The 17,902-nt window shown below is 68.4% G+C and carries 22 protein-coding genes and 1 riboswitch; of the genes, 9 read left to right on the top strand and 13 right to left on the bottom strand.

The annotated features are described in order from the left end of the window. The 7 genes from IEX93_RS01680 to IEX93_RS01650 all read right to left on the bottom strand — a co-directional run bounded on the left by IEX93_RS01680 (window position 1) and on the right by IEX93_RS01650 (window position 5,859). Window positions 1-744 (bottom strand): cobalt-precorrin-4/precorrin-4 C(11)-methyltransferase, encoded by a 744-nt coding sequence (locus IEX93_RS01680; protein ID WP_188845771.1) that lies wholly within the window; start codon window positions 742-744, stop codon window positions 1-3. Then, window positions 741-1,412 (bottom strand): SAM-dependent methyltransferase, encoded by a 672-nt coding sequence (locus IEX93_RS01675; RefSeq protein ID WP_188845769.1) that lies wholly within the window; start codon window positions 1,410-1,412, stop codon window positions 741-743. The genes IEX93_RS01680 and IEX93_RS01675 overlap by 4 nt, the downstream gene beginning before the upstream one ends. Further along, window positions 1,409-2,623: a precorrin-6y C5,15-methyltransferase (decarboxylating) subunit CbiE gene (cbiE, locus tag IEX93_RS01670; protein ID WP_188845767.1), complete on the bottom strand. Its 1,215-nt coding sequence runs from the start codon at window positions 2,621-2,623 to the stop codon at window positions 1,409-1,411. The genes IEX93_RS01675 and cbiE overlap by 4 nt, the downstream gene beginning before the upstream one ends. Beyond that, entirely contained in the window at window positions 2,624-3,322 is a 699-nt protein-coding gene (locus IEX93_RS01665; RefSeq protein ID WP_188845765.1) for a precorrin-8X methylmutase, read from the bottom strand. Next, window positions 3,315-4,415 carry a cobalt-precorrin-5B (C(1))-methyltransferase gene (locus IEX93_RS01660; RefSeq protein ID WP_188845763.1) on the bottom strand — a complete coding sequence of 367 codons (1,101 nt, stop codon included), beginning with the start codon at window positions 4,413-4,415 and terminating at the stop codon, window positions 3,315-3,317. Before IEX93_RS01660 ends, IEX93_RS01665 begins: the two co-directional genes overlap by 8 nt. Further along, on the bottom strand, window positions 4,412-5,068 hold the full coding sequence (locus tag IEX93_RS01655) for a HoxN/HupN/NixA family nickel/cobalt transporter (RefSeq protein WP_188845761.1): 657 nt from the start codon (window positions 5,066-5,068) through the stop codon (window positions 4,412-4,414). Before IEX93_RS01655 ends, IEX93_RS01660 begins: the two co-directional genes overlap by 4 nt. A gap of 90 nt (window positions 5,069-5,158) precedes the next feature. Next, window positions 5,159-5,322: riboswitch (cobalamin riboswitch) on the bottom strand. 6 nt (window positions 5,323-5,328) lie between these two features. Continuing rightward, a complete protein-coding gene (locus IEX93_RS01650; protein WP_188845759.1) occupies window positions 5,329-5,859 on the bottom strand; it encodes a histidine phosphatase family protein in 531 nt (176 codons plus the stop codon). Window positions 5,860-5,885: 26 nt separating this feature from the next. Between IEX93_RS01650 and cobT the strand changes: the two genes are divergently transcribed. The 5 genes from cobT to IEX93_RS01625 are packed head-to-tail and all read left to right on the top strand — an operon-like array spanning window position 5,886 to window position 10,448. Beyond that, window positions 5,886-6,896: a nicotinate-nucleotide--dimethylbenzimidazole phosphoribosyltransferase gene (cobT, locus tag IEX93_RS01645; protein ID WP_371863143.1), complete on the top strand. Its 1,011-nt coding sequence runs from the start codon at window positions 5,886-5,888 to the stop codon at window positions 6,894-6,896. Next, the gene (locus tag IEX93_RS01640; protein WP_188845755.1) at window positions 6,893-7,597 is read left to right on the top strand and encodes an adenosylcobinamide-GDP ribazoletransferase; all 705 of its coding nucleotides are present in this window, start codon (window positions 6,893-6,895) and stop codon (window positions 7,595-7,597) included. The genes cobT and IEX93_RS01640 overlap by 4 nt, the downstream gene beginning before the upstream one ends. A 9-nt stretch (window positions 7,598-7,606) precedes the next feature. Continuing rightward, window positions 7,607-8,170 (top strand): cob(I)yrinic acid a,c-diamide adenosyltransferase, encoded by a 564-nt coding sequence (gene cobO / locus IEX93_RS01635; RefSeq protein ID WP_188845753.1) that lies wholly within the window; start codon window positions 7,607-7,609, stop codon window positions 8,168-8,170. Beyond that, complete coding sequence (locus IEX93_RS01630) at window positions 8,170-9,471, top strand: cobyrinic acid a,c-diamide synthase CobB (RefSeq protein WP_188845751.1); 1,302 nt, start codon at window positions 8,170-8,172, stop codon at window positions 9,469-9,471. The genes cobO and IEX93_RS01630 overlap by 1 nt, the downstream gene beginning before the upstream one ends. Window positions 9,472-9,521: 50 nt before the next feature. Next, window positions 9,522-10,448, top strand: a complete 927-nt coding sequence (locus IEX93_RS01625; RefSeq protein WP_188845750.1) for a tyrosine-type recombinase/integrase — start codon at window positions 9,522-9,524, stop codon at window positions 10,446-10,448. Here the strand turns inward: IEX93_RS01625 and IEX93_RS01620 are convergent. The 6 genes from IEX93_RS01620 to IEX93_RS01595 all read right to left on the bottom strand — a co-directional run bounded on the left by IEX93_RS01620 (window position 10,445) and on the right by IEX93_RS01595 (window position 15,253). Continuing rightward, entirely contained in the window at window positions 10,445-11,206 is a 762-nt protein-coding gene (locus IEX93_RS01620) for an SDR family oxidoreductase (RefSeq protein WP_188845961.1), read from the bottom strand. The two genes, IEX93_RS01625 and IEX93_RS01620, sit on opposite strands and share 4 nt — an antisense overlap. Beyond that, window positions 11,206-12,813: a long-chain fatty acid--CoA ligase gene (locus IEX93_RS01615; RefSeq protein ID WP_188845747.1), complete on the bottom strand. Its 1,608-nt coding sequence runs from the start codon at window positions 12,811-12,813 to the stop codon at window positions 11,206-11,208. Before IEX93_RS01615 ends, IEX93_RS01620 begins: the two co-directional genes overlap by 1 nt. Before the next feature lie 36 nt (window positions 12,814-12,849). Further along, window positions 12,850-13,023: a PaaI family thioesterase gene (locus tag IEX93_RS01610; protein WP_229906069.1), complete on the bottom strand. Its 174-nt coding sequence runs from the start codon at window positions 13,021-13,023 to the stop codon at window positions 12,850-12,852. A 73-nt stretch (window positions 13,024-13,096) separates the two neighbouring features. Continuing rightward, the gene (locus IEX93_RS01605; protein ID WP_188845745.1) at window positions 13,097-13,543 is read right to left on the bottom strand and encodes a MaoC family dehydratase; all 447 of its coding nucleotides are present in this window, start codon (window positions 13,541-13,543) and stop codon (window positions 13,097-13,099) included. An 11-nt stretch (window positions 13,544-13,554) separates the two neighbouring features. Then, entirely contained in the window at window positions 13,555-14,691 is a 1,137-nt protein-coding gene (locus IEX93_RS01600) for an acyl-CoA dehydrogenase family protein (protein ID WP_188845743.1), read from the bottom strand. Next, window positions 14,663-15,253, bottom strand: coding sequence for a TetR/AcrR family transcriptional regulator (locus tag IEX93_RS01595; protein WP_188845741.1), 591 nt, complete (start codon window positions 15,251-15,253; stop codon window positions 14,663-14,665). The genes IEX93_RS01600 and IEX93_RS01595 overlap by 29 nt, the downstream gene beginning before the upstream one ends. Window positions 15,254-15,490: 237 nt before the next feature. On the opposite strand from IEX93_RS01595, the gene IEX93_RS01590 reads away from it, so the two are divergent. The 4 genes from IEX93_RS01590 to paaA all read left to right on the top strand — a co-directional run bounded on the left by IEX93_RS01590 (window position 15,491) and on the right by paaA (window position 17,898). Continuing rightward, a complete protein-coding gene (locus IEX93_RS01590; protein ID WP_188845739.1) occupies window positions 15,491-15,733 on the top strand; it encodes a FitA-like ribbon-helix-helix domain-containing protein in 243 nt (80 codons plus the stop codon). Between the two features lie 6 nt (window positions 15,734-15,739). Beyond that, the gene (locus IEX93_RS01585; protein WP_188845737.1) at window positions 15,740-16,162 is read left to right on the top strand and encodes a type II toxin-antitoxin system VapC family toxin; all 423 of its coding nucleotides are present in this window, start codon (window positions 15,740-15,742) and stop codon (window positions 16,160-16,162) included. 193 nt (window positions 16,163-16,355) lie between these two features. Then, entirely contained in the window at window positions 16,356-16,940 is a 585-nt protein-coding gene (locus IEX93_RS01580) for a TetR/AcrR family transcriptional regulator (RefSeq protein ID WP_188845735.1), read from the top strand. Continuing rightward, window positions 16,927-17,898: a 1,2-phenylacetyl-CoA epoxidase subunit PaaA gene (gene paaA / locus IEX93_RS01575; protein ID WP_188845733.1), complete on the top strand. Its 972-nt coding sequence runs from the start codon at window positions 16,927-16,929 to the stop codon at window positions 17,896-17,898. The genes IEX93_RS01580 and paaA overlap by 14 nt, the downstream gene beginning before the upstream one ends. Window positions 17,899-17,902 lie beyond the last annotated feature (4 nt).

The raw sequence follows: 17,902 nt of genomic DNA, 5'->3' as shown, positions 1-17,902 counted from the left end.
TCACCTCCGGTACCGGTGCCTAAAGTCCGGGTCGTAAAGCCGGCTCCGCGTGCCCTTGGCCCTTAGGGCCTCCCCCACCAGATAGACCGTGGTGTCCCGGGCGGGGAGGTGGGCGAGGCCCTTAAGGTCCGTGAGCCCCACCTCCTCCCCCGGCTGGGCCACCCTGTGCCCGTAGAGCACCGGGGTGTCCCCGGGAAGCCCCGCCTCCAAAAGCTCCCGGGAAAGCCTCCTCGGGTGCATCCCCGAGAGGTAGACCGCCAGGGTCAGGCCCTTCCGGGCGAGGCTTTTGGGGTCCTGGCCAGGGGGCACGGGGGTCCGCACCCCAAGGCGCGTGAAGGCCACCGCCTGGGCCACCTCCGGGGCGGTGAGGGCAAGCCCCGCCCGAGCCGCCAGGGCGAAGGCCGCCGTGACCCCAGGCACCACCTCCACCTCGAGGCCCAAGGCCTCGAGGGCCTCCTTCTCCTCTAGAAGCGTCCCGTAAAGCCCCGGGTCCCCCGAGTGGAGCCGGACCACCACCCCGCCCTTCCTCGCCTCCTCGGCCAGGGCCTTGGCGATCTCCTCCAAGGTCATCCCCTTGGAGTCCAGAAGGCGGGCCTTAGGGGCGAGCCCTTTAAGGGCCTCCTCGGGGAAGAGGCTTCCCGTGTAGAGGACGAAGCGGGCCTCCCCTAAAAGCCTCGCCCCCTTCACCGTGAGGAGCTCCGGGTCCCCGGGCCCCCCGCCCACCACGTGCACCACGGGCCTCATCCCTCCCCTCCTTTCCGCCAAAGCCCCACCAGGGTCCAGTAGTCCCGCGCCACCCCCTTGGCCGCCCCTAGGGGAAGGACCCTTTCCCCCGGCATCCCAAGCCGCAGGAAGGCCCACCCCTCCCGGCCGGGGAAGGCCCTTTCCAGGGCCTCCAGGTCCTTGGCCTTATAGACGAAGACGCTCTGGAAGCGCTCTAGCCCCTCGGGGTCCACGGGGCCAAGCCCCACCACCCCGGCGAACCCCCCTTCCCCCAAGGCGATGGGCTTGAGGAGGCGGGAAGCCGCCAGCTGATGGGCGCTGATCCCGGGGACGGCCTCCACCTCCACCCCCTCCAGGTAGGGGAGGAGGTTCAAGGGGGAGGCGTAGAGGAGGCTATCCCCAAGGACCAGGTACCCCCCTTCCCCGTAGTGGGCCAAAGCCTCCCGGATCCGCCTCGCCGCCTCCTCCCGGGCCGCTTGGGCCCTTTCGGGGTCGTTTCCGGTGAAGAGGGGGACGGGGAGGAGGGGCTTGCCCTCGGGGAGGAAGGGCCGGGCGATCCCCAAGGCGACGGGATGGCGGCCCTCCTCCTTGGGGTAGAAGAAGACGGGAAGCTTTTGGAGGAGCCTAAGGGCCCTCAGGGTGAGAAGCTCCGGGTCGCCGGGGCCTAGGCCGATGAGGAAGAGCTTCATGCCCCCTCCTTGGTCACGGCGAGGAGGGTGGTGGGGTTTTGCGCCTCGAGGCGATGGTAGGGTCCGAGGGGCACAACCCGACCCGCCTGCACCTGCACCCCCTCCAGGGGAAGCCCCGTGGCCTTGAGGAAGCCGTAGGCGGCGAGGAGGTTTTCCAGGGTGATGGCCGCCACCACGAGCCGCCCCCCGGGCCTCAGGGCCTTTAGGCTCACCCGGAGGATCCCTTCCAGCTCCCCCCCGCTTCCCCCCACGAAGACGGCGTGGGGGGCGGGAAGGCCTTCCAGGGCCTCGGGGGCCTCCCCCTTGACCAGGACCAGGTTATAGGCCCCGAAGCGGCGGGCGTTTTCCACGATGTGGGGCCAGGACTCGGGGTTCTTCTCCACGGCGTAGACCTCCCCGAAGGGGGCAAGCCTTGCCGCCTCAATCCCCACGCTCCCCGTCCCAGCCCCCACGTCCCAAAGCACCCCGTCCGGGGGAAGCCCAAGAAGCCCCAGGGCGAGAAGCCGCACCTCCCGCTTGGTGATGAGCCCCTTCTTGGGCGTCCGCTTCTCAAAGGCCTCGTCGGGGAAGAAGCCGAGGCGAGGGGGGAGGGGCCCCTTGGCCTCCAGGATGAGGAGGTTGGGCTCCAAAAAGCTCCCCTCGGCCACCGCCTTGAGGCTCGGGAAGCTCCGCACCCTTTCGTCCTCCTCCCCAAGCCGCTCCGCCACGTGGGCCCGGAAGCCCTCCAGGCCCATCTCCAAAAGGGCCTGGGCGATCCTTTGGGGCGTGTTCTCGGGGTCGGTGTAGACCACGGAGAGGGGGGAGAGGCTTAGCTCCAAGAGCACCCCGCCCAAAGGCCTTCCGTGGAGGGAGAAGAAGCGGGCCCGGTCCCAGGGGAGCCTGAGCCTGGCGAAGGCCTCCTGGAAGGCGGTGGGGGCGGGATGGACCTCGGCCTCGGGGAAGCGCTCCAGAACCTTTTTGCCGATCCCGTAGAAGAGGGGGTCCCCCGAGGCCAGGAAGGCCACCCTCTTCCCCTCCTTAAGCTGGGCCTCCGCCAGGTCCAAAAGGGCCTCCAGGGGCCCTTGGACGGGGACCTTCTCCCCGGGGTGGTGGGGGAAGTGGGCGAGGTGCCTTTTCCCGCCGATCAGGACCTGGGCCTCCTCCAGGCGCCTTAGGGCGGCGAGGCTTAGGCCCTCCTTGCCCTTAGCCCCCATGCCGATCACGTAGACCATCTACCCCTCCCGATAGGCCTTGGAGGTATCCACCCCCCCGTCCGCCGCCAGGCGGATCAGGGCGTGGAGGGCGGCCACCACCAGGGTGCTTCCCCCCTTGCGTCCCAGGGTGACGATCCAGGGCACGGGGGTTTCCATGAGGGCCCGCTTGGCCTCGAGGACGTTCACGAACCCCACGGGCATCCCCAGGACCAGGGCGGGCCTCGCCCCTTGCCGGATGGCCTCCACCAGGGCGAGGAGGAAGGTGGGGGCGTTCCCCACCCCCACGATGGCCCCATCCAGGAGGCCCTTCTCCCAGGCGTAGGCCACCGCCGCCTCGGCCCGGGTGCTCCCCTTGGCCTTGGCCCTTTCCACCACCTCGGGGTGGGAGAGGAGCTCCACCACCTCGTTGCCGAAAAGCCTTAGCCTTTCTGGGTTCAGGCCGCAGGCGATCATCCGGGCGTCCACCAGGACCCTGGCCCCCTCCCGGATGGCCTTGAGCCCGGCCTCCGCCGCCTTCGGGCTAAAGCGGGTGATGTCCTTGTACTCAAAGTCGGCGGTGGCGTGGATCATCCGGCGGACGATGGGCCACTCCAGCTCGGAAAAGCCGTGGGGGCCCGCCTCCTCGTCCACCATGCGGAAGCTTTCCTCCTCAATGGCCCTGCCCTTTTCCGTCATCTGGTGGGCGGGGTTTTTCTGCGCCCTGATCAGGTCATCCACGGTACACCTCCCGGTCGGGCCAGGCGGCGAGGCACTGGCCCCGGTCAAAGTCGGTGAGGGCCACGCTCACCCTGGGCCTTTCCCCGATATAGGCCTGGAGCCTCTCCTGGGCGAGGCGCACGAGGTTTAGAAAGAAGAGCTCAAGCCCCTCCTCCAGGGCGAGCTCCAGGAAGCGCCGGGCGGTGGCCGCCCCTTCCGCCTCCTTGAGGGCCTTGGGGCTTGCCCCCGCCCCCTTGAGGAGGGAGAGGAGGAGGGGGAGGTTCACCTCGCCCCCGGCGGCGTGGGTCATGGTCTTGCCGTCGGCCATCTTGGAGATCTTTCCGATCATCCCCACGATGCGCACCACCTCAATCCCCACCTTTCTCGAGGCCTTGAGCACGTCCCCCACGAAGTCCCCCATCTCTATGAAGGCCATCTCCGGGAGGTGGGGAAGAAGCTTCCTGGCGAAGCGCTCGCTCTTGCCCCCGGTGGTGGCGGCGATCTCTAAGAGGCCGTTCGCCCGGGCCACCCCCACCGCCTGGACCACGCTCATGCGGAAGGCGCTGGTGGAGTAGGGCTTCACCACCCCCGTGGTCCCGAGGACGGAAAGCCCCCCGAGGATCCCGAGCCTCGGGTTTAGGGTCTTCTTGGCGAGCTCCTCCCCCCCGGGGATGGCGATGGTGATGGCGAGGGGCCTTTCCGTCACCTCCCGCACGGCCTCCCAGATCATCCGCCGCGGCACCGGGTTGATGGCGGGCTCCCCCACGGGCACCCCAAGCCCCGGCTTGGTCACCACCCCCACCCCCTCGCCCCCCTCGAGGCGGTCCTCGCTGGCGAAGCGCACGTAGGCCTGGATCTCCGCCCCGTGGGTGATGTCGGGGTCGTCCCCCGCGTCCTTGATCATCCCCGCCAAGACCCCGTCCCCCTTCCTCTCCAGGCGGAAGACCCTAAAGGGTTGCCGCCAGCCCGCGGGAAGCCAGATGTCCACCACCTCCGGGGCCTCCCCAAGAAGGGCCAAGGCGGCGGCCTTGGCGGCGGCGGCGGCGTTCGCCCCCGTGGTGAAGCCGATCCGGCTTCCCTTCTTGTCTCGGGGCGGGGGGTAGGGGTGGCTCATGCCGGCCTCAGGGCGTAAAGCCTCAAGGAGACGAGAAGCCCGAAAAGCCCAAGGCCCAAGGGGAAGGCGAGGGCCTCCAGGTCAAGCCCCCCAAGCTCCGCCAGGGCGAGAAGGAGGGCCAGGGCCACCACCACCCACCCGAGGAGGCGGCTTGCCCGCTCGGCCCTTTGGGAGTCCCGGGCCAGGTTTTGGAGGCGGCTTGCCAAAAACCCGTCCACCCCGTCCACCAGGAGCATCCCCAGGGTGAAGAAGGCCCCCAAGCGCAAGGGGGAAAGCTCGGCGGAAAGGGCCAGGGCGGAAAGCTGGCTTGCCGTCTCAAACCCCAGGCCGAAGAGGAGGCCTAGGAAAAGGGGGTTGAGGAGGGGAAGCCCCTTGGGAGGGCTTTGGGGCCTAAGGAGCCGGTAGAGGTTCAGGGCCGCCACCAGGAGGAGGAGAAGGGCGGGGAGGTGGAAGGCCTCGAGGTCCAGCCCCTGCAGGAGGGCCGCCGCCGGGAAGGCGAGGAGGGTCACGACCCCCCCGTGCCCCAGGGCGAAGAGGACCCCGTTAAGGGGCGAGGGCTTCACCCGGGAGAGGCCGTCTATGGCCGTGAGGTGGTCGGGGTCCACCCCGTGGCGCATCCCCAGGGCCACGGCCAAGAGCTCGAGGCCCGTCAAGGGGCACCTCTTTTCTCGGGAGAAACCAAAGGCCTAAACCGAAGTCCTTTTCTTTTCATAGCTGCCTCCTTTCGCCCCTGCTCGGGGGCAGGTGAGGCGCGCACCGGGGCGGGTATTCGGGCTTCCGGCCAAGACGAAGGGCCTAACGCTTGGGGCCGGTTACCGTTGCGGCACAGCGCCGGACTTTCACCGGTCTTCCCCCTTTTATGCCCCAGGACATCCGGGCCCTGGGGCACCCCGGCCGCATCTCAAAAGCCTTTCTACCCCCTTTCCCCAAGGCCGTCAAGGGGCTTGGCCAGGACCCGCTTGGGCCAGTCCACCGCCACGGCGCTCCCCGGGGGGACGAGGCCGTCTTTTCCCAGGGCCCGGAGGACCGCCCGCACCACCCCCCCGTGGGTGAAGAGGACCGCGGGTTCCTTAAGCCCCTCCAGGAAGCGGAAGATCCTTTCCTGGAAGGCCTCCAGGTCCTCACCCCCAGGCGGGGCGAAGCCCTGGAAATGGAGGAGGGCCTCCTTGTGGCGAGAGTCAAGCCCCTCCCAAAGGGCCCCCTCCAAGGCCCCGAAGTGGATCTCCCGCAAAAGGGGGGTGGGCGTGGGGGCGAAGCCCGCCAGGGCCGCCGTCTGCAGGGCCCGCTTGAGGTCCGAGCTAAAGGCGGGCAGGGGAGGGAGGACCCCCTTAAGGCGCCTGGCCTGGGCCTCCCCCTCTGGGGTTAAGGGAAGGTCGGTCCAGCCGAGAAGCCTTCCCTCCCGGTTCCAAAGGGTCTCCCCGTGGCGCACGAGCCAAAGCTCCATGCCCTTAGGGTAAACTCCCTTCCATGCTGGACCGGGAGGTCTTGCACCAGGCCCAAGCCCGCATGGAGAACCTCACCAAGCCCCCCCGCTCCTTGGGGTACCTGGAGGCGGTGGCGGTGCGCCTCGCCGCCCTCCAGGGGCGGGTGAAGCCGGAGCTCGGCCGGGGGGCGGTGGTGGTGGCCGCCGCCGACCACGGGGTGGTGGCCGAGGGGGTCTCCGCCTACCCCCAGGAGGTCACCTACCAGATGGTCCTGAACTTCCTCCGGGGCGGGGCGGCCATCAATCAGCTGGCCCTTGCGGCGGACTGCGCCGTCTACGTCCTGGACGTGGGGGTCATGGGGGAGCTCCCGGACCACCCCGGGCTCCTGAAGCGCAAGGTGCGCCCGGGCACCGCCAACCTGGCCCGGGGCCCGGCCATGACCCGGGAGGAGGCGGAAAGGGCCCTCCTGGCGGGCCGGGAGGCGGCGAGGCAGGCCATCGCCCAAGGGGCCACCCTCCTCGCCGCCGGGGACATGGGCATCGGCAACACCACGGCGGCCGCCGCCCTCACCGCCGCCCTCCTGGACCTCCCTCCGGAGCGGGTGGTGGGCCCGGGGACCGGGGTGGGGGAGGCGGGCCTAAAGCGCAAGCGGGAGGGGGTGGAAAGGGCCCTCGCCCGCCTCCGGCCGGGGATGGACCCCCTCGAGGTGGCGGCGGAGGTGGGGGGGCTTGAGCTTCTGGCCATCGCCGGGGTGTACCTGGAGGGGTACGAGGCGGGGCTTCCCTTGGTCTTGGACGGCTTCCCGGTGACCGCCGGGGGGCTTCTCGCCTGGCGGCTTAAACCGGAGGTCCGGGAGCACTTCTTCGCCGGCCACCTCTCCCGGGAGCCCGGGCACCGCCTGGCCCTGGAGGCCTTGGGCCTAAGGCCCCTTCTGGACCTGGACCTGGCCTTAGGGGAGGGGACGGGAGCGGTCCTGGCCATGCCCCTCCTTCGGGCCGCCGCCCGCATCCTCCACATGGCCACCTTTGAGGAGGCGGGGGTCTCCCGGGGCGGATGAAGGCCTTCCGCCTGGCCCTCGCCCTCCTCACCGTCTTTCCCGTGGCCCCCTTGGAGGCGGGGGAGGAGGACTTCAAAAGGAGCGTGGCCTTCTTTCCCCTGGTGGGCTACCTCCTGGGCCTTCCTCTGGCCCTCCTCGCCTTCTGGCCCCTCCCCGAGGGCCTTTGGGGGGCCTTGGGGCTTGCCCTCCTTTTGGGCCTCACGGGGTTTTTGCATCTGGATGGGCTTCTGGACGCGGCCGATGCCCTTTTGGGGGCGAGGCCCCGGGAGGCGCGCCTGAGGATCCTCAAGGACCCCCACCTGGGGGCCTTCGCCTTCGGGGTGGGAGGGGTCTACCTCCTCCTCCTCTGGCAGGCCCTGGCCCTGGTGCGAGACCCCCTCTTCCTCCTCCTCTTCCCCGGGTGGGCCCGCTTCGCCTTCCTTCCCTTTTTGGAACGCTACCCCCTCCTCCACCCGGGGATGGCGGGGGCGGTGCGCGGGGGAGCCTGGCCCTGGGCTTTGCTCTTCGCCCTCCCTTTCCCCCTCCTTTACCCCCTGCCCGCCCTTTTGGGCCTCCTGGTGCCTTGGGGGGTGGCCCGGCTCGCCGTGGGGCGCCTCGGGGGGGTGAACGGGGACGTCCTCGGGGCCATGATCGCTTTGGGAGAGGCGGCCCTCCTCCTGGCCCAAGCCTCTTCTTCCGCTAAAGCGGGTCCTTTTGGGTAAGCTTTGGGCGTGGAAGGGCCCAAGCGCCAAAAGCCCTACGCCAAGCCCCAAGGGGAAAGGCGGGGCCTCCTTTTGGTCTACACCGGGGACGGCAAGGGCAAAAGCACCGCCGCCTTTGGCCTCGCCCTTAGGGCCCACGGGCGGGGGCTTAAGGTGCGGATTTTCCAGTTCATCAAGCACGCCACCGCCCGCTTCGGGGAGCACCGGGCCTTCGCCCTTTTGGGCATCCCCGTTGAGGGCCTGGGGGACGGCTTCACCTGGAAAAGCCAGGACCTAGACCGCTCCGCCGCCCTGGCCCGGGAGGGGTGGCAAAGGGCCAAGGAAGCCCTCCTCTCGGGGGCCTACGACCTCGTCGTCCTGGACGAGGCCACCTACCCCTTGCGCTACGGCTGGGTTCCTCTGGAGGAGTTTTTGGAGGCCCTCTCCGCCCGCCCTCCCCACGTCCACGTGGTGGTCACGGGTAGGGGAGCCCCCGAGGCCCTCTTGGCCCTGGCGGACACGGTGACGGAGATGCGCAAGGTGAAGCACGCCTTTGACCAGGGCGTCCCCGCCCAAAGGGGGATTGAGCACTGATGCGCCTGCTCCTCGCCGCCCCCCACTCGGGCGCCGGCAAGACCACGCTGGCCCTGGCCCTCCTCCTGGCCCTAAGGGAGCGGGGCCTTAAGGTGCAGCCCTTCAAGGTGGGCCCGGACTACATTGACCCCACCCACCTGGAAAGGGCCGCAGGGAGGAGGCCCTACAACCTGGACGGCTTCTTCCTGGACGAAAAGGGCCTCCTCGCCCTCTTCCGCCACGGGATGCGGGGGGCAGACTTCGCCCTCATAGAGGGGGTGATGGGCCTCTTTGACGGGAAGGACCCCCTGGGGAAGGTGGGCTCCACCGCCCAGGTGGCGAGGCTCCTACGGGTCCCTGTGGCCCTGGTGGTGGACGCCAAGGGGATGGCGGGCTCCATCGCCCCCCTGGCCAAGGGCTTCCTGGAGTACGACCCCGGGGTGCGGGTGGTGGGGGTCTTTGCCAACCGGGTGGGCTCGGAGCGGCACGCCGAGATCCTGAGGGAGGCCCTCGCTCCCCTGGGCCTTCCCCTTCTCGGCTGGCTGCCCCAGGACCCCGCTTTGGCTCTCCCCGAGCGGCATCTGGGCCTGGTCCTGGCGGGGGAGGTGGCGCCGCCCCTGGAGGCCCTAAGGCGGGCCTTCCGGGTGGACCTGGAAGGGGTCTTGCACCTGGCCGCTTCCGCCCCGCCCCTTCCCGAGGCCCCTCCCTTCCTTCCCGAAAAGCGCCCCCCCAGGGCCCGGGTGGCCTACGCCTGGGATCGGGCCTTTTCCTTCTACTACCCCGAGGCCTTGGAGCTTTTGGAGGCCTTGGGGGCGGAGCTTTTGCCCTTTAGCCCCCTCGAGGACGAAACCCTCCCCGAAGCCCACGCCCTCCTTCTGGGGGGCGGCTACCCCGAGCTTTTCGCCGGGAGGCTTTCCGAGAACCGGGCCCTGCGGGAAGCCATCCGCCGTTTTCCTGGCCCCATCGTGGCCGAGTGCGGGGGGTACATGTACCTCTCCCAGGGGCTTTGGGTGGGGGAGGACTTTTTCCCCATGGTGGGCCTGGTCCCCGGGGAGGCCCGGATGGCGGAGAGGCCCCTTTTGGGCTACCGGGAGGTGGTGGCCCTAAGGGAAAACCCCTGGGCGAGGCCGGGGGAGGTCTTCAAGGGGCACGAGTTCCACTATGCGAGGCTTCCCGCCTCCCCAAGTCCCGCCTGGCGCCGCAAGGGGGGCGAGGAGGTGGAGGGGTACACCGACGGGCGGATCGTGGCGAGCTTCGTCCACCTCTACCTGCCCGCGAGGCCCGAGGCGGCGGAGCGCTTCCTCGGCCGGTGGGGCGCTTAAGCCCGGTGTCTCGGGCCTACCTCTTCGTTCGCGAAAGGTACATTTCGCGCATGTATAATGCCCCCATGGCCCAGGCCCTCTGGAAAACCCTCGGCATCCAAAGGCCCGACGAGGACCTTCTGCCCCTCGCCCCCTACGGGGAGTACCTCCTTTTGGAGCGGGGCTACGCCCCAAGGGGGGTGCGCCGCTACCTCCAGGACCTCCGCTTCTGGTTCCGCTTCCTTAAGGCCGAAGCCCTCCCCGAGGGCCCCGAGGCGGTGCGGGCCCTTCTTCTTCGGGAGCGCTGGGCCCCAAGGCGGGTCCAGGGGTTTTTGGCCGCCCTAAGGAGCTACTACCGCTACCTCAGGGAGGTGAAGGGCGAGGCCAAGGAGGACCCCACCGAGGGGATCGGCCGGCCCAAGGCGGGAAGGAGGCTTCCCTTTTACCCGAACCCCGAGGAGCTGAGGCGCTTCCTCAAGGCCCTGGAAGAGGAAAAGGAAGCCCGGCTCCTCACCGCCTTGGCCCGCTTCCTCTACGGCACCGGGCTCAGGATCTCCGAGGCCCTGGCCCTCAAGGGCAAGAACCTGGTCCTGGAGGGGAAAACCCCGGTGGCGGTGCGGGTGGTGGGCAAGGGCAACAAGGAGCGCCTGGTGCCCCTTTCCAAGACCGCTCAGGCGGTGCTTTTGGAGCTGGGTCCGCCGCAAGGGAATGTGAATATATTCACTTTTGCGGAGGGAAAGCGCAAGGGCTTTCCCCCTTCCGCCCGCTACGTGGAAGCCCGCTTCCGGGAGGCGGCCCTAAGGGCGGGTCTGGACCCCAGGCGCTTCACCCCCCACAAGCTCCGCCACGCCTACGCCACCCTCCTGGTGGAACAGGGCGTGGAGCTGGACGCCGTGAAGGACCTTCTGGGCCACGAGTCCATCGCCACCACCCAGATCTACCTCCACGCCTCGAGGGAGCGCTTGAAGGAAGCGGCCCTCAGGCTCCCCGAGCTCTAAAGGGCCGTGGCCCCGCCGTCTACGGGGAGGACGGCCCCGGTGATGTAGTCGGAGGCGGGGCTCACCAGGAACAAGACCGCCCCCCCAAGCTCCCCGGGCCTGCCCGGCCGGCCCAGGGGAAGGGTGGCCTTGAGGAGGGGTTCCGCCCGGGGGAGGACCTTCTCCGTCATCCGGGTGGGGAAAAACCCGGGGGCGAGGGCGTTCACCCTGATCCCCCACCTTCCCCACTTCACCGCCAGGTCCCGGGTCAGGGCGATGAGGCCCCCTTTGGAGGCGGAGTAGCCCACGGCGTCCAGGACCTCGGGGTACTCCCCCTTGAGCCCGGCCACGGAGGCGATGTGGACGATCTTGCCGTAGCCCCTTTCCTTCATGCGCCGGGCCGCCACCCGGCTCGCCAGAAAGGCCCCCACCAGGTTCACCTCCAAGACCTCCCGCACCTTCTCCACGGGCATCTCCAGGGAGGGGGCCCCCCAGCTGATCCCGGCGGCGTTCACCAGGATGGTGAGGGGGCCAAGCTTCTCCTCCACCTCCTGGGCGATGGCCTCGAGGCGGGCCTCGTCCCGCACGTCCCCCTCCAGGTAAAGGGCGTCTTCCCCAAGCTTTTCCCGAGCCTCCTCAAAAAAGCTCGCCCGCCGGGCCATGACCGCCACCCTAGCCCCCGCCTCCTTGAGGGCCAGGGCCGCCTCGAGGCCAAGCCCCCGCGACCCTCCCGTCACCAGGGCGGCCTTCCCGTCCAGGCGGAACATCTCCAAAAACATCACGCCTCCCCGTAGAGGTCCTTGTACCTTTCCCGAAGGGCCCGCTTGAGGAACTTGCCCGCGGACGTCCTCGGGATCTCCTCCACATAGACGTAGGCGTCGGGAAGCTGCCACTTGGCGAAGCCGGCCTCGAGGAGGTGCTGGTTGAGCTCCTCCGGGCTTGGGGCCTCACCCCTTGGCACCACCACCGCCAAGGGCCTCTCCTGCCACCTGGGGTGGGGGATGGCCACCACCGCCGCCTCCTTCACCTTGGGGTGGCCCATGAGGGCGTTTTCCAGGTCCACGCTGGAAATCCACTCCCCGCCCGACTTAATCAGGTCCTTGAGCCGGTCCTTGATCTCTACGTACCCCTCCTCGTCCCAGGTGGCGATGTCCCCGGTGCGGAAGAAGCCGTCCGGGGTGAGGGCATTTCGGCTCGCCTCCTCGTTTTGGTAGTACCCCTTGGTGATCCAAGGCCCTTTGAGCTGCACCTCCCCCAGGGTCTTCCCGTCCTTGGGCACGGGGCGGCCTTCCTCGTCCGCCACCCTTAGGCGCACCAGGGGGATGGGGAGGCCGGTCTTGGCCTTGAGGGCGATGCGGGCCTCGGGGGTAAGATCCTTCTCCAGGTAGCTTTTGATGAAGTTCACCACCACCACGGGCGAGGTCTCGGTGAGGCCGTAGCCCTGGCGCACCTCTATCCCCATCCGCTCAAAGCGGGCGATGAGGCTTCTGGGGGCGGCGCTTCCCCCCACCACCAGGCGCTTCAGGGTCTTCAGGCGGTGGCCCGTGCTTTCCAGGTAATCCGCCAGGGCGAGCCACACCGTGGGCACCCCGGCGGTGAAGGTCACCCCCTCCCCGTCAAAGAGCTCCACCAGGGAGGCGGGGTCCAGCCTAGGCCCTGGCAGGACCTGCTTGGCCCCCACCATGGTGGCGGCGTAGGGCAGGCACCAGGCGTTGACGTGGAACATGGGCACCACGGGGAGGACGGCGTCCTTCTCGGAAAGGGCGGTGCCGTCCACGAGGCTTGCCGCCAGGGAGTGGAGGACCAAGGCCCGGTGGCTGTAGACCACCCCCTTGGGGAGGCCCGTGGTCCCCGTGGTGTAGGCCATGCCGCAGGCCGCCCGCTCCGGCACCCGCACGGGGTCCTGTTCCTCCCCCAGGACCTCCTCGTAACTTAGGTACCCCTCGGGGGCCTGCTCGTCCATAACCACGAAGTGCTGCACCGTTTTCAGTTCGGGCCGGATGGCCTCCACCAGGGGAAGGAGGTTGGGGTCAAAGAGGAGGACCTTGTCCTCGGCGTGGTTCAGGATGTAGGCGATCTCCTTGGGGGAAAGCCTGGGGTTGGCGGTGTGGAGGACCGCCCCCATCCCGGGAACGGCGAAGTAGGCCTCGAGGTGGCGGAAGTGGTTGAAGCCCAGGGTGGCCACCCGGTCCCCCTCCCCCACCCCCAAGGCCCGGAGGCCCCCCATGAGCCTCCGCGCCCTCTTGTGGACCTCGGCGTAGGTGGTGCGGTGGATTTCCCCGGTGTGGAGCCGGGAGACCACCTCCTTTCTCCCGAAAAGCTCCGCCGCCCGCTCCAGGAAGTCCCAAAGGTTCAGCTCCTCGTCCATCATGGTGCTCGGGAACATATCCACCTCCCTCAGGGTTGGACCCAGTATAAGCCCTTAGCCCACCCGGTGGAAGACCCCCTTGGCGAAGGCCACCCGCTTCCCCTCCAGGAGGACCTCCCCGGCGGCGTGGAGGAGGTGGCGCCCGGGATGGACCACCCACCCCTTGGCCCAAAGCACCCCCTCCCGCACGGGCCGCAGGTAGCTTATGGAAAGCTCGGCGGTGACCACCCTGACCCCAAGGCTTTCGCCTCGCCCCCTTTCTTCCTCAGAACCTCCGCTTGGAACCAGCGGGCAAAAGGGCTCAAGCGGGCCTCCGCCGCACCATGGTCACGAACTCCCCTTCCTGGACCACCTCGCCCCTTTGGTTGTAGACCCGCACCCGTTGGACCAGGATGCCCCGGTCGGGCTTGGAGGTCTCCCGCTTCTCCAGGATCTCGCTTTCCCCCCGGACCGTGTCCCCGATGAAGACGGGCTTCAGGAACCTGTAGTTCCGGATCTCCAGCCAGGCGATGATCGTCCCCTCAAAGTGGCCCGCGCGTTGCCTGAGCCCCGTGAGCATGGAAAGGACCAGAAGCCCGTGGGCGATGCGCTGCCCGAAGGGGGTCTCCTTGGCGAACTCCGCGTCGGTGTGGATGGGGTTGTAGTCCCCCGAGACCCCGGCGAAGTTCACCACGTCCGCCTCGGTCACCGTGCGGGCCGGGGTGGTGAAGCGCTGGCCCACCTCAAAATCCTCAAAGTACATGGGCATGGGTTCCCTCCTCAGGTGAAGGCCCGCACCCCCGTGAGGTGGGCCCCGATGATGAGCTTCTGCACCTCGCTCGTCCCCTCGTAGAGGGTGAGGATGCGGGCGTCCCTATAGAGCCTCGCCACCTCGTACTCCTCAAAGAAGCCGTACCCCCCGTGGACCTGGATGGCCCGGTAGGCCACCCGGTTAGCGGCCTCGGAGGCGAAGAGCTTGGCCATGCTGGCCTCGAGGGTGTAGGGCTCCCCCTTCACCTTCTTTTGGGCCGCCCGGTAGGCGAGGAGGCGGCTTGCCTCCAGGTCCAGCTTCATGGCCACCAGGTGCTCCTGGACGAGCTGGAAGGCCGCCAGGGGCTTGCCAAACTGCTTCCTCTCCCGGGCGTAGGCCAGGGAGAGGTCCAAAGCCCTTTGCATAAGCCCCACCGCCCCCGCCGCCAAGGAGATGCGCCCCGTGTCCAGGGTGGAAAGGGCGATCTTGAAACCTTCCCCCTCCTTGCCCAAGACCCGCTCCTTGGGGACGCGCACCCCGTCCAAGAAGACCATCCCCGTGTCCGCCGCCCTTAGCCCCAGCTTCCCCTTGAGGGGGGTTGTCCGAACCCCGTCCTTGCGCTCCACCAAAAAGCAGGTGATCCCCTTGGCCCCCTTCTCGGGGTCGGTCTTGGCGAAGATGAGGAAGACCTCGGCCACATTGGCGTGGGAGATGAAGGTCTTCTGCCCCTCCAGGACGTAGAAGTCCCCGTCCCGGTAGGCCCGGGCTCTGAGGCTTCCCGCATCCGACCCCGCCTCGGGCTCCGTGAGGCCGAAGGCCCCGAGGGCCTCCCCCCGGGCCAAGGGGGGCACGTAGCGCCGCTTTTGCTCCTCCGTGCCGTAGGTGAAAAGGGGCGTGAGGACCAGGCTTTGCTGCACCGAGAGGATGGAGCGCAAGGAGGCCCACCCCCCCATCTCCTCCAAAAGGGCCAGGTAGGCGAAGAAGTCTAGCCCCGCGCCCCCGAGCTCTTCCGGCACGAAGACTCCCAAAAAGCCTAGTTCCCCCATCCTTTCCACCAGGGGCCAGGGGAAGGCTTCCTTATCCTCGTATTCCCTTAGCTTGGGCCCCGCCTCCGCCAGGAAGCGGCGGGCCACCTCCCTAAGCTCCTTGTGCTCCGGGATTTCCATCCGCTAACCCCCTTAGGATCAGGTCGCAGTAGCCCCGGGCCACCTCGTCCGCCCGCATGGGGCCTTCGGGGCGGAACCAGCGGATCATCCAGTTGAGCATGGAAAGGACCGCCCGCCCCGCCAAAGCCACGTCCACCTCCCGGAAGACCCCCGCCGCCACGCCCCGCTTGAGGATCGCCCGCAGGTTGGCCTCGTGCCGGTCCCTGAGGCGCACCGTCTCGGCCCGGTGCTCCGGGGAGAGGCTTTGGATCCCTTGGAGCATGGCCACGAAGAAGGGGCGGTTTTCCTCAAAGTAGCGGGCGTGGGCCTCCATGAAGCGGCATAGGGCCTCCTTAGGGTCCTCCACGCCTAAAGCCTTCTCCCCCGCCGCCACCAGGCCCTCCAGGGCGAGGAGGCTGATGGCGTAGAGGATCTCTTCCTTGCTCCGGAAGTGGTGGTAGAGGGCCGCCTTGGAAAGCCCCAGGGCCTGGGCGATGTCCTGGACGCTGGTGGCCTCGTAGCCCTTCTCCGTGAAGAGCTTGGCGGCTTCCTCGAGGATGCGGTCCTTGGTAGCGGTCACCATAGCTCACCGACCGGTCGGTAAGTACACCCTACCCTAGCCCCCGTCCCCTGTCAAGGTCCACCCTTGACAGGGGGGACGGGAAGCCTAGAATGGCAACCAACCGGTCGGTAAGGCCTTTGGACATGGGACTCCGAAAGCAGCTGAACATGCGTCCCGGATGGCGGGTTGGCCGGATCTCTATGCATTTAGAGCAACGCAAGCAATGATTGGGATGCAAGCTGACGGGAGGTGAAAGGCATGGCCACCCTCACCATCCGCAACCTGGACGAAGCCACCAAGCGGGCCCTGAGGCTTCGGGCCGCCCTACACGGGGTCTCCATGGAAGAGGAGGCCCGTCGCATCCTCAGGGCGGTCCTGCTGGGGGCTAGCTTTCCCAAGGGGCTTGGCACCCATCTCCGTGAACGGTTCCAGGACGTGGCCGAAGAAGCCTTCCAGCTCCCTCCGCGCCGGCAGCCCCGCAGGCCGCCCCTGCCGGAGTAGACTTCCATGGTTCTGCTGGACACCAACGTGCTCTCCGAGTTCATCCGGCCCCAGCCCGCAGAGCAGGTGGTGGCCTGGTTGGACCGGCAAAACCCCGAGGAGGTCTGGGTCTCGGCCATAAGCCGCGCGGAGATGGAGCTGGGGTTGGCCCTCATGCCCGAGGGTAAACGGAAGGCGGCTTTGGTCAAAGCCGTCCGGGCCATGTTTGAGGAGGACTTCGCCGGCCGGTGCCTGCCCTTTGATGAGGTGGCCGCGGTCCACTACGGGCGCATCGTTGCGGACCGCCAACGGGAGGTCAGGCCCATCAGCGTGGAGGATGCCCAGATTGCGGCCATCGCCTTGGCGCACGGGATGGTTCTGGCCACGCGCAACCTCGCCGATTTCTCCGGAATTGAAGGCCTCCGCCTAGTCAACCCCTGGGAGGCCTGATTCTGCAAGCCACAGGATCACTCCTCCGGGGCTGACCCGGCCCCCTCCGGTTTTTGCGGGGGGTTAGGGGGCTAGGAGGAGGGGGCTACCTTTCCCTTTAATCCCTTCCCTGCGCCCATCCGGGTTAAAGGTGAGCGGGGACACTTGTCCCTTCGCCCCCGGTGTGGCAAACTAACAAACGATCGTTAGGACCATGGAGCGCCGGGACCAGATCCTCCACATGGCGGGCGAGCTCTTCAGCCAAAAGGGCTACCACGCCACCAGCATGCGGGAGCTTGCCCGCCATCTGAACCTCCAGGGGGGAAGCCTCTACGCCCACATCCGGTCCAAGGAAGAGCTCCTCCTGGAGGTGGTGCGCCAGGCGGCGGAGCGGTTCCAGAAGGTCTTGGAGGAGCTCCCCCCGGAAGACCCCGTGGCCCGGATGAGGGCCCTGGTCAAGGGGCACCTCCGGGTCATCGCCCAGGAGCTTCCCCGGGCCACGGTCTTCTTCCACGAGTGGAAGCACCTCTCCCCTCCCCTCCTCGAGGAGGCCAAGGCCCTAAGGCGCCGCTACGAGGAGGGGGTGCAGGAGGTGATCCGGGAGGGGGTGGAAGAGGGGGTCTTCCGGGTGGAGAACGTGCGGCTTGCCACCCTCTTCGTCCTCTCCGCCCTCAACTGGACCTACCAGTGGTACCGGCCCGACGGTCCCCTCTCCCTGGAAGAGCTTTCGGAAGCGTACGCCGGGCTTTTGCTTCGGGCCTTAGGCGTGCGGGAAGGAGGCGAGGATGGTGAAGCTTAGGATCGGCTACCCCGAGGACCCCGACTACCCGGAAAGGCTTGCGGAGTTTGAGGCCAGGATCGCCCGGGGGGAGAAGATCGAGCCCGGGGACTGGATGCCCGCGGAGTACCGGCGGCAGCTCGTCCGCATGATCTCCCAGCACGCCCACAGCGAGTGGGTGGGGATGCTTCCCGAGGGGGCCTGGATCACCCGGGCGCCCTCCTTAAGGCGAAAGCTCATCCTTTTGGCCAAGGTCCAGGACGAGGCGGGGCACGGCCAGTACCTCTACCACGCCGCCGAGACCTTAGGGGTCACCCGGGAGGAGATGGTGGAGGCCCTCCTTTCGGGGAAGGCCAAGTACTCCAATATCTTCAACTACCCCACCCTCACCTGGGCGGACGTGGCCATCATCGGCTGGCTGGTGGACGGCATGGCCATCAAGAACCAGACCATGCTGGCCCAGTGCTCCTACGGCCCCTACTCCCGGGCCATGGTGCGCATCTGCGCCGAGGAGACCTTCCACCACAAGCAGGGGAAGGAGGCGGTCCTCCTCTACGCCAAAGGCACCCGCAAGCAGCGGCAGATGGTCCAGGACGCCCTGAACCGCTGGTGGTGGCCCACCCTGATGATGGCCGGGCCCCACGACACCGACTCCCCCCACACCCCCCTCCTCCTCCGCTGGGGCATCAAGACCAAGACCAACGACCAGATCCGCCAGGAGTTCCTGAACGAGCACGTGCCCGAGCTCCTGGAGGCGGGGCTTGAGATCCCCGACCCCCATCTCCGCTACGACGAGAAAACCGGCAACTGGATCCACGGCCCCATCCCCTGGGACGAGTTCTGGAAGGTGATCGGGGGGGAGGGCCCCATGAACCGGCACCGCCTCGAGGCCAGGCGGAAGGCCCACGAGGAGGGGCGCTGGGTGCGGGAGGCCATGGAGGCCTACGCCAAGAGGCGGCTCGCCCAGGCGGCGGACTAGGGAG

It is taken from the genome of Thermus composti (assembly GCF_014647535.1).
Lineage (GTDB): Bacteria > Deinococcota > Deinococci > Deinococcales > Thermaceae > Thermus > Thermus composti.
This window is presented reverse-complemented; position numbering and strand designations above follow the sequence as displayed.